Annotated in this window: 13 protein-coding genes and 2 tRNA genes; 1 reads left to right on the top strand and 14 read right to left on the bottom strand. The window is 53.8% G+C overall.

Features of this window, described 5'->3' with window-relative positions; translation table 11 throughout:
* Positions 1-62: 62 nt before the first annotated feature.
* From nlpI to V1599_RS00120, 9 genes are all read right to left on the bottom strand, one after another.
* Complete coding sequence (gene nlpI, locus V1599_RS00080) at positions 63-947, bottom strand: lipoprotein NlpI (protein WP_112010882.1); 885 nt, start codon at positions 945-947, stop codon at positions 63-65.
* Between the two features lie 109 nt (positions 948-1,056).
* Complete coding sequence (gene pnp / locus V1599_RS00085; RefSeq protein WP_395300849.1) at positions 1,057-3,195, bottom strand: polyribonucleotide nucleotidyltransferase; 2,139 nt, start codon at positions 3,193-3,195, stop codon at positions 1,057-1,059.
* Positions 3,196-3,437: 242 nt separating this feature from the next.
* On the bottom strand, positions 3,438-3,707 hold the full coding sequence (gene rpsO / locus V1599_RS00090) for a 30S ribosomal protein S15 (RefSeq protein WP_096755535.1): 270 nt from the start codon (positions 3,705-3,707) through the stop codon (positions 3,438-3,440).
* A 148-nt stretch (positions 3,708-3,855) separates the two neighbouring features.
* Positions 3,856-4,800 (bottom strand): tRNA pseudouridine(55) synthase TruB, encoded by a 945-nt coding sequence (gene truB / locus V1599_RS00095; protein ID WP_297116624.1) that lies wholly within the window; start codon positions 4,798-4,800, stop codon positions 3,856-3,858.
* Complete coding sequence (gene rbfA / locus V1599_RS00100; RefSeq protein WP_112010885.1) at positions 4,800-5,204, bottom strand: 30S ribosome-binding factor RbfA; 405 nt, start codon at positions 5,202-5,204, stop codon at positions 4,800-4,802. The genes truB and rbfA overlap by 1 nt, the downstream gene beginning before the upstream one ends.
* 88 nt (positions 5,205-5,292) lie before the next feature.
* Entirely contained in the window at positions 5,293-7,980 is a 2,688-nt protein-coding gene (infB, locus tag V1599_RS00105; protein WP_112010886.1) for a translation initiation factor IF-2, read from the bottom strand.
* Positions 7,981-8,004: 24 nt separating this feature from the next.
* Positions 8,005-9,507: a transcription termination factor NusA gene (gene nusA / locus V1599_RS00110; RefSeq protein WP_112010887.1), complete on the bottom strand. Its 1,503-nt coding sequence runs from the start codon at positions 9,505-9,507 to the stop codon at positions 8,005-8,007.
* A gap of 28 nt (positions 9,508-9,535) precedes the next feature.
* Entirely contained in the window at positions 9,536-9,988 is a 453-nt protein-coding gene (gene rimP / locus V1599_RS00115) for a ribosome maturation factor RimP (protein ID WP_146745759.1), read from the bottom strand.
* Between the two features lie 207 nt (positions 9,989-10,195).
* Positions 10,196-10,272 (bottom strand) — tRNA-Met (locus tag V1599_RS00120).
* 286 nt (positions 10,273-10,558) lie between these two features.
* On the opposite strand from V1599_RS00120, the gene argG reads away from it, so the two are divergent.
* Positions 10,559-11,905 carry an argininosuccinate synthase gene (gene argG, locus V1599_RS00125; RefSeq protein ID WP_395300850.1) on the top strand — a complete coding sequence of 449 codons (1,347 nt, stop codon included), beginning with the start codon at positions 10,559-10,561 and terminating at the stop codon, positions 11,903-11,905.
* A gap of 157 nt (positions 11,906-12,062) precedes the next feature.
* Here argG and V1599_RS00130 read toward each other — a convergent pair.
* The 5 genes from V1599_RS00130 to ftsH form a co-directional block, all read right to left on the bottom strand.
* Positions 12,063-12,149, bottom strand: a tRNA-Leu gene (locus tag V1599_RS00130).
* 8 nt (positions 12,150-12,157) lie between these two features.
* Positions 12,158-12,490, bottom strand: a complete 333-nt coding sequence (secG, locus tag V1599_RS00135) for a preprotein translocase subunit SecG (protein WP_023333590.1) — start codon at positions 12,488-12,490, stop codon at positions 12,158-12,160.
* Positions 12,491-12,714: 224 nt separating this feature from the next.
* Positions 12,715-14,052, bottom strand: coding sequence for a phosphoglucosamine mutase (gene glmM, locus V1599_RS00140; protein WP_112010890.1), 1,338 nt, complete (start codon positions 14,050-14,052; stop codon positions 12,715-12,717).
* The gene (gene folP / locus V1599_RS00145; protein WP_112010891.1) at positions 14,045-14,893 is read right to left on the bottom strand and encodes a dihydropteroate synthase; all 849 of its coding nucleotides are present in this window, start codon (positions 14,891-14,893) and stop codon (positions 14,045-14,047) included. Before folP ends, glmM begins: the two co-directional genes overlap by 8 nt.
* Before the next feature lie 98 nt (positions 14,894-14,991).
* Positions 14,992-16,926, bottom strand: coding sequence for an ATP-dependent zinc metalloprotease FtsH (gene ftsH, locus V1599_RS00150; protein ID WP_112010892.1), 1,935 nt, complete (start codon positions 16,924-16,926; stop codon positions 14,992-14,994).
* Positions 16,927-16,984: the final 58 nt, after the last annotated feature.

Genomic DNA, 16,984 nt, shown 5'->3' on the forward strand with positions numbered 1-16,984 from the left:
ACGCCCTCACCAGTTAAGGTGATGGCAATCAAAAGATTACGGGCTGATGTCTATGTCGTCAGCTATTGCTGGTCCGATTCTGCCAGGTCGTCTTGCTCCTGGCCCAAGAGCGATAATTCCAACAATGCATAACGGTGCTCAACGAAGTTGTGTACGTTGTTAGCAACCGCTAATTTGAACAGTGCCGTGGCGCTGTCCATATCCCCCAGACTTAGGTAGTACTTACCTAAATAGAAGTTGGTTTCACTGAGATGCTCAGCGAGCGAGGTGTTATCCGTTGCGTCCGCCTTGAGGCGTTCCATCAGCGTTGCTTCGCTAATGTTCCCCAGGTAGAACTCGACAATGTTCCATCCCCACTGTTCCTTGTCCGATTTGTCGAAGCGCTGCTTCAGTGCCTCTTTTGCCTGCTTCTCATTAAGCTTCTGCTCAACGATATAAAGCCACAGGCTGCGGAAAGGATCGTTAGGATCGTCTTGATAAAACGCCAGCAGATCATCTTGCGCTAACTTATCACGACCGCCGTAGTACAATGCGATACCGCGATTCAAGTGCGCGTAGTTGTAAGTTGGATCAAGCTCAAGTACAGAATCAAACGCTTCATAGGCAGCATCAAAATTGCCTGCCTGCGTTAAATAAATGCCTAAGTAATTGAATACTTCAGGCATATCAGGTCGAATTGCCAGCGCTTGTGAGAAATCATTCCGCGCTAATGCCCTCAGACCGAGACTATCATACAACACTCCGCGCTCATATAAAAGCTGTGCGCGTTCGTCATCGGTTAAAGCCCGACTGGCAAGAATTTGTTCCATGCGTGCCAGAATCACTTCCTGCTGTAGCGTCGGTTGCAATGGCACTGCGAGGACTTCGCTCTTACGCCAGGCAGAGTTGCTGCATCCTGCCAGCGTTAAAGCTGTCGCAACGAAACACCAGCGCAAAAAAGGCTTCATTTCCCACTCCCGAAGACAACAATTGGATGAACGTCCTGTCCCCCGGCGGCTTAACAAGGCGTCCTGCCTGATAATAGGCCCTCCGCCGAAGCAGAGGGCAAATGGCAACTTACTCGCCCTGCTGTTCTGCGGCCGGTGCTTCTGGCGCTGCAGCTGGCTGAGACTGCTCGGTTGCTTCTTTAATGCTCAGACGGATACGGCCCTGGCGGTCAACTTCCAGAACTTTAACCGGAACTTCCTGACCCATCTGCAGGTAATCGGTCACTTTCTCAACGCGCTTGTCAGCGATCTGAGAAATGTGGACCAGACCTTCTTTACCGCCACCGATGGCAACGAATGCGCCAAAGTCAACGATACGGGTCACTTTACCATTGTAGATACGGCCCACTTCGATTTCTGCGGTGATCTCTTCGATACGACGGATAGCGTATTTCGCTTTTTCGCCGTCGGTCGCTGCGATCTTCACAGTGCCGTCATCTTCGATTTCGATGGTAGTGCCAGTTTCTTCGGTCAGCGCACGGATCACAGAACCGCCCTTACCGATAACGTCTTTGATCTTGTCTGGGCTGATCTTAATGGTGTGGATACGCGGTGCGAACTGGGAAATGTCGCCACGCGGCGCGTTAATCGCCTGTTCCATCACGCCCAGGATGTGCAGACGTGCACCTTTAGCCTGGTTCAGCGCAACCTGCATGATCTCTTTGGTGATACCTTCAATTTTGATATCCATCTGCAGCGCAGAGATACCGTCGCGGGAACCCGCCACTTTGAAGTCCATATCGCCCAGGTGATCTTCATCGCCCAGGATGTCAGACAGAACAACGAAGTTGTCGCCTTCTTTCACCAGGCCCATCGCGATACCCGCAACGGCGGCTTTGATTGGCACGCCAGCATCCATCAGAGCCAGAGAAGCACCGCACACGGAAGCCATAGAAGAAGAACCGTTGGATTCGGTGATTTCAGAAACCACACGAACGGTGTACGGGAACTTATCAGCTTCCGGCATAACGGCCAGCACGCCGCGCTTCGCCAGGCGACCGTGACCAATTTCACGACGCTTCGGCGAGCCAACCATACCGGTTTCCCCTACGGAATACGGAGGGAAGTTGTAGTGGAACAGGAAGCTGTCGGTGCGCTCGCCCATCAGTTCGTCGATGTTCTGTGCGTCACGTGCGGTACCCAGAGTCGCGGTAACCAGCGCCTGCGTTTCACCACGGGTGAACAGCGCAGAACCGTGAGTACGCGGCAGTACGCCAGTACGCACGTCCAGACCACGGATCATGTCTTTTTCACGGCCATCGATACGCGGCTCGCCGGACAGTACGCGGCTACGCACAACGTTTTTCTCGATTGCGTGCAGGATTTCGCCAATCTCGTTAGCGTCCAGCGCTTCATCTTCAGCAACCAGGGTTGCAGTCACTTCAGATTTGATCGCGTCAACCTGAGCGTAACGCTCCTGTTTGTCGGTGATGCGGTACGCATCGCTCAGACGAGATTCTGCCAGTGCAGCAACGCGTGCGTTCAGCGCGTCGTTTGCCGCTTCAGGCTGCCAGTCCCAGCGTGGTTTACCGGCTTCTTTCACCAGGTCGTTAATGTTCTGAATAACGATCTGCTGCTGCTCGTGGCCGAAGACAACGGCGCCCAGCATCTGGTCTTCGCTCAGCAGTTCAGCTTCGGATTCAACCATCAGAACAGCTGCTTCAGTACCAGCAACCACCAGGTCCAGCTTACTTTCTTTCAGCTCTTCCTGAGTTGGGTTCAGCACGTACTGGTCATTGATGTAACCTACGCGCGCCGCACCGATTGGGCCATTGAATGGGATACCAGACAGTGACAGAGCAGCAGAAGCACCGATCATTGCCACGATGTCCGGGTTAACCTGTGGGTTAACGGAAACAACGGTTGCGATAACCTGCACTTCGTTTACGAAGCCTTCCGGGAACAGCGGACGAACCGGGCGGTCAATCAGACGCGCGATCAGGGTTTCGCCTTCGCTTGGACGGCCTTCACGACGGAAGAAGCCACCCGGGATTTTACCGGCAGCGTAGGTACGCTCCTGGTAGTTAACGGTCAGAGGGAAGAAGTCCTGACCTGGTTTTGCTTTTTTCTGGCCAACAACGGTAACGAATACCGCAGTGTCATCCATGCTTACCATAACGGCAGCGGTCGCCTGACGCGCCATCATGCCGGTTTCCAGCGTGACGGTGTGCTGACCATACTGGAATTTACGAACGATCGGATTCAGCAAAATTCTGTCCTTTCTTAAATGAATGACAGCACACCACCGGTGTGCTGACGATTTAACCCGATCTTCTTCGCATCCTCGCGACTAATGACAACCAACACCCCCATGGGTGAAGCCTCTCATTAGCCGCGCGAACCTCTGCAATGAAGATCATTTATAGCAACAATACAATAATTTCCATCGAATTGCTGCCGTCTGGTTGAAAAAAGGGGCCATCAGGCCCCCTTTTCTGAAACTCGCAAAACTTAGCGACGCAGACCCAGACGCTCGATCAGCGCGGTGTAGCGCGCAACATCTTTACGCTTCAGGTAGTCGAGCAGTTTACGACGCTGGGAAACCATGCGCAGCAGACCACGACGGCTGTGGTGATCTTTTTTGTGCTCAGAGAAGTGACCCTGCAGGTGGTTAATCTGTGCAGTCAGCAGAGCAACCTGAACATCGGTAGAACCGGTGTCGTTCGCGTCACGACCAAACTCAGAAACGATTTTAGCTGTAGCTTCAGTACTTAGAGACATTTTAAAACTCCAAAGTAATAAGAATGAAGGGATGCCGATCTCTAATTCAGCATTCCCAATGTGCACGCCCCGTCGATTGTTAAACAATTTTCGGAACGTTAAGCGGCAATATTCTACTCGTCTCCCCTGCTTACCGCAAGGTGAGCCGTTAAGCAGGATACTCCACTACCAGACGACGCGGTGCCACGCGGCCCTCGCCGTCCATTTCGCCCATCCCGATGAACTTACCGTCCTCACCTTCGGTGACGCGGACGAGGCCGTTTTGCGGCGCATCGGCGGTGCGAACCGGGTTTCCGTTCTTAAAGTACACGGACGAGGTTAAAGGAAGATTAACGATCGGAAAGTCCGCTGCCGGACTGTCCATCGGCATCAGTAAAGGGTCCAGCAGATCGGCCGGCGCGATCCCTTGCTCTTCAGCCTGTTCAACCAGCTCACGAAGATGCTCCAGCGTGACCATACGCTCTACCGGATATTTACTGACGGCCAGGCGGCGCAGGTAAATCACGTGCGCGCCGCAGCCCAGCTTTTCGCCCAGGTCATCGATGATGGTGCGAATGTAGGTTCCTTTCGAACAGTGAACCTCCAGTTCAAGCTCATCACCTTCGTGGCGAATAAAGAGCAGCTCATATACGGTAATCGGGCGAGCTTCGCGCGGCACCTCGATTCCCTGGCGCGCATATTCGTACAGCTTCTTGCCCTGGTATTTCAGCGCCGAATACATCGACGGCACCTGCTGCGTATCTCCGCGGAAGCTTTCCAGCGCGGCGTCGAGCTGTTCCGCGCTGAAGGTTACCGGACGCTCTTCGACCACCTGACCGTCAGCATCGGACGTATCCGTGCGCTGGCCAAGTTTCGCAATAACCCGGTAGCGCTTATCGGAGTCGAGCAGATACTGGGAAAACTTCGTCGCTTCTCCCAGGCAGACGGGCAGCATGCCCGTCGCCAGCGGATCCAGCGCGCCAGTGTGTCCCGCGCGGTTGGCGTTGTAAATGCGCTTCACTTTTTGCAGCACGTCGTTGCTGGATGCACCCTGGGGTTTATCCAGCAGCAGCACGCCGTGCACGTCGCGACCGCGACGACGAGGACGACTCATTAGTCCTCCTTGCTGTCGTCCGCTGGGTTAACGCGACGCTCATCGTCATGTTTCACCACGCTGGTCACCAGGTTGGACATACGCATACCTTCAACCAGCGAGTTGTCGTAGAAGAAGGTCAGTTCCGGCACGATACGCAGGCGCATCGCCTTACCGAGCAGAGAGCGGATAAATCCGGAGGCTTCCTGCAGGGCTTTGATGCCGTTTTTAACGGCTTCTTCGTCTTTATCGTTCAGGAACGTCACGAATACCTTGGCGTAGGCCAGGTCACGGGACATTTCTACGCCGGATACCGTCGTCATCATGCCGACGCGTGGGTCTTTGATTTCGCGCTGCAGGATGAGCGCAATTTCTTTTTGCATCTCTTGCGCCACGCGCTGCGGGCGACCAAATTCTTTCGCCATAATAAATTCTCCAGACAAAAAAGGGGCTAAAGGCCCCTTTTGAAATGATTGCCGGGTGGCGCTTCGCTAACCCGGCCCACAATGTGGATTAATCGATGCTGCGTTGAATCTCGATGATTTCGAACACTTCGATCATATCGCCAACGCGAACGTCGTTGTAGTTCTTCACGCCGATACCACATTCCATGCCGTTACGGACTTCGTTAACGTCATCTTTGAAGCGGCGCAGGGATTCCAGCTCGCCTTCGTAGATAACCACGTTGTCACGCAGTACGCGGATTGGGTTGTGACGCTTAATGTTGCCTTCGGTAACCATACAGCCGGCAATCGCACCAAATTTCGGTGATTTGAACACGTCACGAACTTCAGCCAGACCAATGATCTGCTGTTTCAGTTCCGGAGACAGCATGCCGCTCATCGCTGCTTTCACTTCGTCGATCAGGTTATAGATGACGGAGTAGTAACGCAGATCCAGGCTTTCCGCTTCGATCACGCGGCGAGCAGAGGCATCAGCACGCACGTTGAAGCCAACCAGAATCGCGTTGGACGCAGCAGCCAGGGTGGCGTCGGTTTCGGTGATACCACCTACGCCGGAACCAATGATCTTCACTTTCACTTCGTCCGTAGACAGCTTCAGCAAGGAGTCGGAGATCGCTTCCACAGAACCCTGAACGTCAGCTTTCAGAACGATGTTCACTTCGTGAACTTCGCCTTCAGCCATGTTCGCAAACATGTTCTCAAGCTTAGATTTCTGCTGGCGAGCCAGTTTAACTTCACGGAATTTGCCCTGACGGTACAGTGCAACTTCACGCGCTTTCTTCTCGTCACGCACGACGGTCACTTCATCACCGGCAGCCGGAACGCCGGACAGACCGAGGATTTCCACCGGAATGGATGGACCCGCTTCCAGCACTTCCTGACCCAGTTCGTTACGCATCGCACGCACGCGGCCATATTCGAAGCCACACAGAACGATATCGCCTTTGTTCAGCGTACCTTCACGGACCAGCACGGTTGCAACCGGACCACGACCCTTATCCAGGAAGGATTCGATAACCGCACCGCTCGCCATACCTTTACGCACCGCTTTCAGCTCCAGAACTTCAGCCTGCAGCAGGATGGCGTTCAGAAGGTCGTCGATACCGGTACCGGCTTTAGCAGAAACAGGGATGAACTGCGCTTCGCCGCCCCACTCTTCCGGCATAACGCCGTACTGAGACAGTTCGTTTTTAACGCGGTCCAGATCGGCTTCTGGCTTATCAATTTTGTTGACTGCAACAACCAGAGGCACCTGCGCCGCTTTCGCGTGCTGGATAGCTTCGATGGTCTGCGGCATCACGCCGTCGTCTGCTGCAACAACCAGAACAACGATATCCGTAGCCTGAGCACCACGAGCACGCATAGAGGTAAACGCGGCGTGGCCTGGGGTATCCAGGAAGGTGATCATGCCGTTGTCAGTTTCTACGTGGTATGCACCGATGTGCTGGGTAATACCACCCGCTTCGCCGGATGCCACTTTCGTGGAACGAATGTAGTCGAGCAAAGACGTTTTACCGTGGTCAACGTGACCCATGATGGTCACAACCGGTGCACGCGGTTCAGCCGCTGCGCCAGTGTCACGGTCGCTCATTACCGCTTCTTCCAGCTCGTTTTCACGACGCAGGATAACCTTGTGGCCCATCTCTTCGGCAACCAGCTGTGCGGTTTCCTGATCGATGACCTGGTTGATGGTGGCCATTGCGCCCAGTTTCATCATCGCTTTGATGACCTGAGAACCTTTAACCGCCATCTTGTTCGCCAGATCGCCAACGGTGATGGTTTCGCCAATCACAACGTCACGGTTAACGGCCTGCGCTGGCTTCTGGAAGCCCTGCTGCAGAGCGGAACCTTTACGCTTACCGCCTTTACCACCGCGAACGGCCGCACGTGCTTCTTCACGGTCAGCTTTAGATTCAGCGTGCTTGTTGCCTTTTTTCGCTGGACGCGCAGCTTTCGTGCTGCGAGTACGGCCACGGCCGCCTTCAACTTCACGGTCGTTGTCGTCTTCAGCCTGACGGGCATGCTGAGAAGTGGTCACGTGGTAATCGCTGGTGTCTTCAGTCGGCTCAGCGGTATTCACGCCATTCTTCTCATTTTCTTCTGCCATACGACGCGCTTCTTCAGCGACGCGACGCGCTTCTTCTTCAAGCTTGCGGCGTGCTTCTTCTTCCGCTTTACGCTTCAGCTCGGCAGCTTCATTTTCACGGCGGGCTTTTTCAGCCTGGGCGGTTTTTGTCATTTCGTCGGTCTGTTGATTGCTCACTTTGTCTTTTTCCGCAGCGTCACGCTTCGCCTTATCACCGGCATCGCGTTTCGCTTTTTCTGCGGCCTCACGTTCAGCTTTTAATTCTGCTTCACGCTTGGCAGTTGCTTCTGCCTCACGCTGAGCTTGTTCTTCCGCTTCACGCTGTGCCTGCTCTTCCGCGGCAAGGCGTTCTGCCTCTTGCGGATCACGTTTTACAAAGGTGCGTGTCTTGCGGACTTCAATTTGTACCGACTTACTTTTTCCACCGGTACCCGGGATATTTAACGTGCTGCGCGTTTTGCGCTGCAGCGTTAACTTGTCAGGCGTAGAACCGTGTTCACGGTTCAGGTGCGCTAACAAGGTTTGTTTTTCTTGCGCGGTCACCGAGTCTTCAGCGGACTTCGGGATCCCTGCATCAGCAAATTGCTGTACCAGGCGGTCCACGGAGGTCTGAATCTCAGCAGCCAGCGATTTTACAGTTACATCAGTCATGCTGTTCCTTCCTGCTACAGTTTATTACGCTTCGTCGCCGAACCAGCAAATATTACGTGCGGCCATGATGAGCTCGCCGGCTTTCTCGTCGGTTAAACCTTCGATATCAGCCAGGTCATCAACGCCTTGCTCAGCGAGATCTTCCAGCGTACAAACACCACGGGCAGCCAGCTTGAACGCAATCGCACGATCAAGACCTTCCAGATTCAGCAGGTCATCAGCCGGCTTGTTATCGCCAAGGCTTTCTTCCTGAGCCAGCGCCAGGGTGGTCAGTGCGTTTTTAGCGCGTTCACGCAGGGCTTCAACGGTTGGTTCATCCAGACCGTCAATTTCCAGCAGCTCTTTCATTGGCACGTAGGCCAGTTCTTCCAGCGTAGAGAAACCTTCTTCAACCAGAACGGTGGCGAAATCTTCGTCAATGTCCAGGTATTTGGTGAAGGTATCAATCGCGGCATGGGCTTCCGCCTGATGCTTAGCCTGCAGGTCGTCAACGGTCATGACGTTGAGTTCCCAGCCGCTCAGCTGTGACGCCAGACGTACGTTCTGACCGTTACGGCCGATCGCCTGCGCCAGGTTGCCCGCTTCAACAGCGATGTCCATGGTGTGCTTGTCTTCGTCAACAACGATTGACGCCACATCCGCTGGAGCCATAGCATTAATGACAAACTGCGCCGGGTTATCGTCCCACAGAACGATATCAATACGCTCGCCGCCCAGCTCGGTAGAAACCGCCTGAACGCGCGCACCGCGCATACCGACGCAAGCACCGACCGGGTCGATACGCTTGTCGTTCGTTTTAACCGCGATTTTCGCACGAGATCCTGGATCGCGCGCAGCCGCTTTGATTTCAATAACTTCTTCGCCGATTTCCGGTACTTCGATACGGAAGAGCTCAATCAGCATTTCGGGTTTAGCACGGGTGACGAACAGCTGCGCACCACGCGCTTCAGGGCGAACGGCATACAGAACGCCGCGAATACGGTCGCCCGGGCGGAAGTTTTCACGCGGCAGCATGTCTTCACGCTGAATCACCGCTTCAGCGCTTCCCGGCATCCCTTCGGATTTCAGTTCCAGAGAGATATTGTCGCGGTTCACTTTTTTCACTACGCCGGTGACGATTTCGCCTTCCTGATCGCGGAACTGATCGACAACCAGCGCGCGCTCGGCTTCACGGACTTTCTGAACGATAACCTGTTTCGCGGTCTGCGTGGTGATACGGTCAAAGGTGACAGATTCAATCTGATCTTCAACGTACTCGCCAACGTTCAGGCTTTCGTCTTCGAAACGCGCTGCTTCCAGCGTGATCTCTTTGGTCGGCTGAGTCACTTCTTCTACGATAACCCAGCGACGGAATGTATCGAAGTCACCGCTTTTACGATCGATTTCTACGCGAACATCGATCTCTTGTTCATATTTTTTCTTGGTTGCTGTAGCCAGTGCACTTTCCAGCGCTTCGAAAATCTTCTCACGCGGCAGTGATTTCTCATTGGAGACGGCTTCAACAACAGCCAAAATTTCTTTGTTCATCGCGGGCTTTTCACCTCAATCCAGACTGTTAAAAGTGGGGAACCAGGTTCGCCTTCTGGATATTACTCAGCGCGAACACTTCATCTTTGCCTTCGACTGTTAACGTGATCATTTCACCATCAACGGCTTTGATTATTCCCTGCCATTTACGGCGGTTCTGTACGGCCATACGCAGAACGAGAGCCACTTCTTCACCGGTGAAGCGCACATAGTGCTCGGCCGTGAACATCGGACGATCGAGGCCAGGTGAGGAAACTTCCAGGTTGTACGCAACGGTAATTGGGTCTTCAACATCAAGAACCGCACTCACCTGGTGGCTAACATCAGCACAATCATCAACATTGATGCCATCTTCACTATCAATATAGATGCGCAGCGTCGATGTACGGCCGCGAACAAATTCGATGCCGACCAGTTCGTAGCCCAGTGCTTCGACTGGTGCAGTAATCATCTCTGTTAATTTTTGCTCTAATGTGGACAAGCCCACCCCCAAGACATAAAAAAAGGGCGTAAAGCCCAGTTATTCTGTAGTCAGATAACAAAAAACCCCGATAAATCGGGGCTTTAGATAACTGAACCCTATAGCCACAACTGTGGCCTGGAGCACTCTCCGTAAGCATTTTTTCAAATCCAGCTACGAAGGCTCAACGTCTTCACAGTATATTTGAAAAAGAACTTAATGGGAAAGTGGTTGCGGGGGCCGGATTTGAACCGACGACCTTCGGGTTATGAGCCCGACGAGCTACCAGGCTGCTCCACCCCGCGCCTGAAACGTGGCAAATTCTACGCGTTTTGGTCAGAATTTGCAAATAATGCTGGGATTTGGTACCGAAGACGGGACGTTAAATCGGCGTTCAGTATATTGATAGTGACCCCTCTCTGTCAACCCAACTTCCGGGAGAGTAAACAGAGGGAAATTTTTACAAAAAACGCACGAGTCTCTTTCGGTCATCGATAAAAGATGATTAAATGAATACTCACTTATTTTGCATAAACATGCATCGAGAGCGAAAGCGGTCTCTTATCAGTCAATCAAGCAGGGTTTTAATTTATGACGACGATTCTCAAGCATCTCCCGGTTGGACAACGTATTGGCATCGCTTTTTCTGGCGGCCTGGATACCAGCGCTGCACTGCTGTGGATGCGCCAAAAGGGAGCGGTTCCTTATGCATATACTGCGAACCTGGGTCAGCCGGATGAGGACGATTATGACGCCATTCCTCGTCGTGCCATGGAGTATGGCGCAGAGAACGCGCGCTTGATTGATTGCCGTAAGCAGCTGGTTGCCGAAGGCATTGCGGCTATTCAGTGCGGTGCGTTCCATAACACCACCGGCGGCCTGACCTATTTCAACACCACGCCGCTGGGCCGTGCGGTAACGGGCACCATGCTGGTTGCGGCAATGAAAGAAGATGGCGTGAATATCTGGGGCGACGGCAGCACCTATAAAGGCAATGATATTGAACGTTTCTATCGTTACGGCCTGCTGACCAACGCCGAGCTGCAGATTTACAAGCCGTGGCTGGATACTGACTTCATCGACGAGCTGGGTGGCCGTCATGAGATGTCTGAATTTATGATTGCCTGCGGCTTCGACTACAAGATGTCCGTCGAGAAAGCCTACTCTACGGACTCCAACATGCTGGGTGCGACGCACGAGGCAAAAGACCTCGAGTTCCTCAACTCCAGCGTGAAGATCGTTAACCCGATCATGGGCGTGAAGTTCTGGGATGAAAACGTCAAAATTCAGGCGGAAGAAGTCACCGTGCGTTTCGAACGCGGTCACCCTGTTGCGCTGAACGGCAAAACCTTCTCTGACGACGTTGAGCTGATGCTGGAAGCTAACCGCATCGGCGGTCGCCACGGACTGGGAATGAGCGACCAGATTGAAAACCGTATTATCGAAGCGAAAAGCCGCGGCATCTACGAAGCCCCTGGGATGGCGCTGCTGCATATTGCTTACGAACGCCTGCTCACCGGTATTCACAACGAAGACACCATTGAACAATATCACTCCCACGGTCGTCAGCTGGGCAAACTGCTGTATCAGGGTCGCTGGTTCGATCCACAGGCGCTGATGCTGCGTGATGCGCTGCAGCGCTGGGTGGCAAGCGCGATTACCGGTGAAGTGACGCTGGAACTGCGTCGCGGTAACGACTACTCCATTCTGAATACGGTGTCGGACAACCTGACCTACAAGGCAGAGCGCCTGACGATGGAGAAAGGTGATTCAGTATTTTCTCCGGATGACCGTATTGGCCAGCTGACCATGCGTAACCTGGACATCACCGATACCCGTGAGAAGCTGTTCAACTATGTTGAAAACGGCCTGCTCTCTGCCAGCTCCGGTAACGGCCTTCCGCAGGTTGAAAACCTGGAACATAGCGATAAGAAGTAATCGCTAATGTGAAGTGTAAAAGGCGTCCGATGGACGCCTTTTTTATTGGGTTTTTCGTAGGCCCGGTAAGCGCAGCGCTCACCCCTACTAAAGATCGAAAACACACGATATACAGACGAAAAAAAAGACGTCTTTCGACGTCTTTTTTCTGGAATATTGGTACCGAGGATGGGACTCGAACCCACAAGCCCGTTAGGGCACTACCACCTCAAGGTAGCGTGTCTACCAATTCCACCACCTCGGTACAGAGACTTAGTGTGGGATATCGCTGGTCGGCTTAGCCGGTGCAGCTGGCTGAGTTTGCTCAGTTTTCGCTGGCGCGCTCAGATTTTCCCACTCGCTTCCTTTGCTGGTCTTGTTGCTGTTGATATTGCCAAGCACCAGACTGATGATGAAGAACAGCGTAGCCAGAATCGCCGTTGTGCGGGTCATGAAGTTCGCAGAACCACTTGAACCAAACAGCGTACCGGAAGCGCCTGCTCCGAAAGAGGCTCCCATATCAGCGCCTTTACCTTGCTGCAGCATGATCAGCGCTACGAGAGCGATGGCTACAATAAGGAAAATAACTAAAAGAGCTTCGTACATAATCAACCTGTTCCTTGCGGATTTGCCGCATACCAATGCTTCGACCAATTAGCAGGATTTCGTGTTTCCCACTGAAGCGGGTGTGAATACTAACCAAAGCGAATCACCTTCGCAAGGGCATTTTTGACGCATTGTATCAACTGCGGAAAAAAACAGCAAAAAGCCATTAAATGCTTAAAAGTAAGGCGGCAAGCGCCGCCTTTTTAAACACTTAAAATGAAAACTTATGCAGCTTTTACCGCATCGGCAATGCGATGCGCTAATTCTGTCACCTGCGCTTCATCCTCACCCTCAACCATGACGCGGATGAGGGGCTCGGTGCCTGACTTGCGCAGCAGAACGCGCCCGCGTGAACCCAGCGTAGCTTCGACATCCGCCATCACTGCCTTCACATTTGCATCTTCCAGCGGATCGCCTTTGCCAGCGGTAAAGCGCACGTTCACCAGAATTTGCGGGAACATCTTCATGCCGCTGCACAGATCGTGCAGGCTCATGTGGTTGCGCGCCATCGCCGCGACAACCTGAAGGCCCGCCACAATGCCGTCACCGGTGGTGGTTTTATCAAGCAGGATCACGTGGCCCGAGTTTTCCGCGCCGATGCGCCAGCCCTTCTCCTGAAGTTTTTCCAGCACGTAGCGGTCACCCACTTTCGCACGCACAAACGGGATGCCGAGCTGTTTCAGCGCCAGCTCAAGGCCCATGTTGCTCATCAACGTGCCAACAGCACCGCCGCGCAGCTGGCCCTGACGCAGCCCTTCACGCGCGATGATATAGAGGATCTGATCGCCATCGACCTTATTTCCCTCATGGTCAACCATGATCACGCGGTCCCCGTCGCCGTCCAGGGCGATCCCCAGATCGGCTTTTTCCGCCAGCACGCGCGCCTGAAGTGCGCGAACGTCGGTTGCGCCCACTTCTTCGTTGATATTCAGGCCATCCGGCTCGCAGCCAATGGTAATCACTTTTGCGCCCAGCTCGCGGAACACGTTAGGGGCGATGTGGTAGGTCGCGCCGTTTGCGCAGTCCACCACAATTTTCAGGTGGGCAAGGCTAAGCTCGTTCGGGAAAGTCCCTTTGCAAAATTCAATATAGCGGCCTGCCGCATCAACGATACGATTGGCTTTCCCCAGTTCGGCGGAATCGACGCAGGTAATCTCTTTTTCCATCTCGGCTTCAATGGCCTCTTCAACTTCGTCCGGCAGCTTGGTGCCATCGATGGAGAAGAATTTGATACCGTTGTCATAGAACGGGTTGTGAGAAGCTGAGATGACAATGCCCGCTTCGGCGCGGAAAGTGCGTGTCAAATACGCCACGGCAGGCGTTGGCATTGGGCCGGTAAACGAAGCGGAAAGGCCTGCCGCGGCCAGGCCCGCTTCCAGCGCGGACTCCAGCATATAGCCTGAAATGCGGGTGTCTTTACCAATGATAATCTTACGCGATCCGTGACGTGCCAAAACCTTGCCCGCAGCCCAGCCGAGCTTCAGAACGAAATCAGGGGTGATCGGAGCATCGCCTACGCGCCCACGGATACCATCGGTACCAAAATATTTACGATTACTCATAGCGTTTGTTTTCCTTCGCAGCCAGCGTGGCTTCCACCACGCGCATGGCTTCTACTGTTTCTTTGACGTCATGGACACGGATAATGTGTGCTCCCTGCATCGCCGCAATCACTGCACAGGCCAGGCTCCCGCTCAGGCGTTCGCCTGGCCCGACGTTCAGCAACTGCCCAATCATCGACTTTCTCGACATCCCCACCAGCAGCGGCAGACCGAAATGATGAAATTCTGACAGGCGCGCAAGCAGCTCATAGTTGTGAGAGAGATTTTTACCGAAACCGAATCCCGGGTCGAGCAGCAATTTCTCTTTTGGGATACCAGCACGCTCGCAGCGTGCAATATGGTCAATAAAGAAGCGATTTACGTCGGTGAAGACATCAGCATACTTTGGCGCTTCCTGCATAGTTTTGGGCTGCCCCTGCATGTGCATCAGGCAAACCGGCAGCCCGGTCTCCGCAGCTGCCTCAAGGGCGCCGGGCTCGGTGAGAGAGCGAATGTCGTTTATGATGTGAGCACCCACTCTCGCCACCTCACGAATCACTTCCGGTTTGGACGTATCGACAGAAATCCACACCTCAAACCGCTGTGCGATAGCTTCAACCACAGGCACCACGCGGGCCAACTCTTCTTCCACAGAAACTTCCGCCGCGCCTGGACGCGTTGATTCGCCGCCAACATCGATAATGGTGGCGCCCGCGTTGATCATTAAATTAGCGTGCTTAACCGCCTCGATGAGCGTGTTATGCGTGCCGCCGTCAGAAAATGAATCAGGCGTAACGTTCAGGATACCCATCACATGGGGATGTGAGAGATCGAGATGCGAATCCTGGGCGAATAGTTTCATGGCAAAATCCCTGGTAATGATATGGTTTTACAGAAATGAAAAACCCCGGAGCAAGCTCCAGGGTTTGAGGTACAGACAAACGTTTCAACAGCAGTGGCTTACTTATCGCCCAACTGTTCTGACATGGTGTTGCCCGGGTTTGGCGTACGCGGTTCATCAACCGGACGCGGCGCACGCGGGGTGCCATTATTGTCAGAATTGTTGGAAGCGCCTGGATCTTCCCAGCCTGCTGGCGGACGCACTTCGCGGCGAGCCATCAGGTCGTCAATCTGCGGTGCATCGATGGTCTCATACTTCATGAGCGCATCTTTCATCGAATGCAGAATGTCCATATTGTCGTTCAGGATCTGACGTGCACGAGCGTAGTTACGTTCGATAAGCGCTTTCACTTCCTGGTCGATGATACGTGCAGTCTCATCGGACATATGTTTCGCCTTCGCCACAGAGCGGCCCAGGAATACTTCGCCCTCTTCCTCTGCGTACAGCAGCGGACCGAGTTTGTCGGAGAAGCCCCACTGGGTCACCATGTTACGCGCCAGGTTAGTCGCCACTTTAATATCGTTGGACGCACCGGTCGAAACGTGTTCTACACCGTAGATAATCTCTTCTGCCAGACGACCGCCGTAGAGGGTTGAAATCTGGCTTTCCAGCTTCTGACGGCTGGCGCTGATTGCATCGCCTTCAGGCAGGAAGAACGTTACGCCCAGCGCACGACCGCGCGGGATAATCGTCACTTTATGCACCGGATCGTGTTCCGGCACCAGACGACCAATAATCGCGTGACCGGCTTCGTGATATGCCGTGGACTCTTTCTGCGCTTCCGTCATCACCATGGAGCGACGTTCCGCACCCATCATGATTTTGTCTTTTGCTTTCTCGAACTCAACCATGGACACGACGCGCTTGTTGCCGCGAGCAGCAAACAGCGCCGCTTCGTTAACCAGGTTAGCCAGGTCAGCACCAGAGAAGCCCGGCGTACCGCGCGCAATGATCGCTGCATCGATGTCCGGAGACAGCGGTACGCGACGCATATGGACTTTCAGAATCTGTTCACGACCGCGAACATCCGGCAGACCAACCACAACCTGACGGTCGAAACGGCCTGGACGCAGCAGCGCAGGGTCAAGTACGTCAGGACGGTTAGTCGCCGCGATAACGATAATACCTTCGTTACCTTCGAAGCCATCCATTTCAACCAGCATCTGGTTCAGCGTTTGTTCACGCTCATCGTGACCACCGCCCAGGCCTGCGCCACGCTGGCGGCCTACGGCGTCAATTTCATCGATGAAGATAATGCACGGCGCTGCCTTTTTGGCCTGTTCGAACATGTCACGCACACGAGATGCACCGACACCCACGAACATTTCAACGAAGTCAGAACCTGAAATAGTAAAGAACGGCACCTTCGCTTCACCCGCGATGGCTTTCGCCAGCAGGGTTTTACCGGTCCCCGGAGGGCCAACCATCAGCACGCCTTTCGGGATTTTACCGCCCAGCTTCTGGAAACGGCTCGGCTCACGCAAGTATTCAACCAGTTCGGCAACCTCTTCTTTCGCTTCGTCACAGCCTGCGACGTCAGCAAACGTGGTTTTGATCTGGTCTTCCGTCAGCATGCGCGCCTTGCTCTTACCGAACGACATGGCACCTTTGCCACCGCCGCCCTGCATCTGGCGCATAAAGAAGATCCAGACGCCGATCAGCAGCAGCATCGGGAACCAGGAAATGAAGATTGAAGCCAGCAGGCTTGGTTCTTCTGGCGGCTCACCGACCACTTTGACGTTTTTGGTCAGAAGGTTATCAAGCAGCTTAGGATCGTTCACCGGAATATAGGTCGTGTAACGGTTACTATCTTTCTTGGTAACGTTGATCTCACGTCCGTTGATACGCGCTTCGCGAACCTGGTCCTGGTTGACCTCTTGCAGGAAGGTAGAATAATCCACCTTGCGGCCATTCGACTCGCTGGGCCCAAAGCTCTGGAATACTGACATCAGCACAACGGCAATGACCAGCCAGAGTATTAGGTTTTTCGCCATGTCACTCAAGGGATTAACCTCATATTACAACTGTGTTAAAAACAGCGTCAGGATACTC

The organism is Enterobacter sp. ECC-175 (assembly GCF_043968675.1).
Classification (GTDB): domain Bacteria; phylum Pseudomonadota; class Gammaproteobacteria; order Enterobacterales; family Enterobacteriaceae; genus Enterobacter.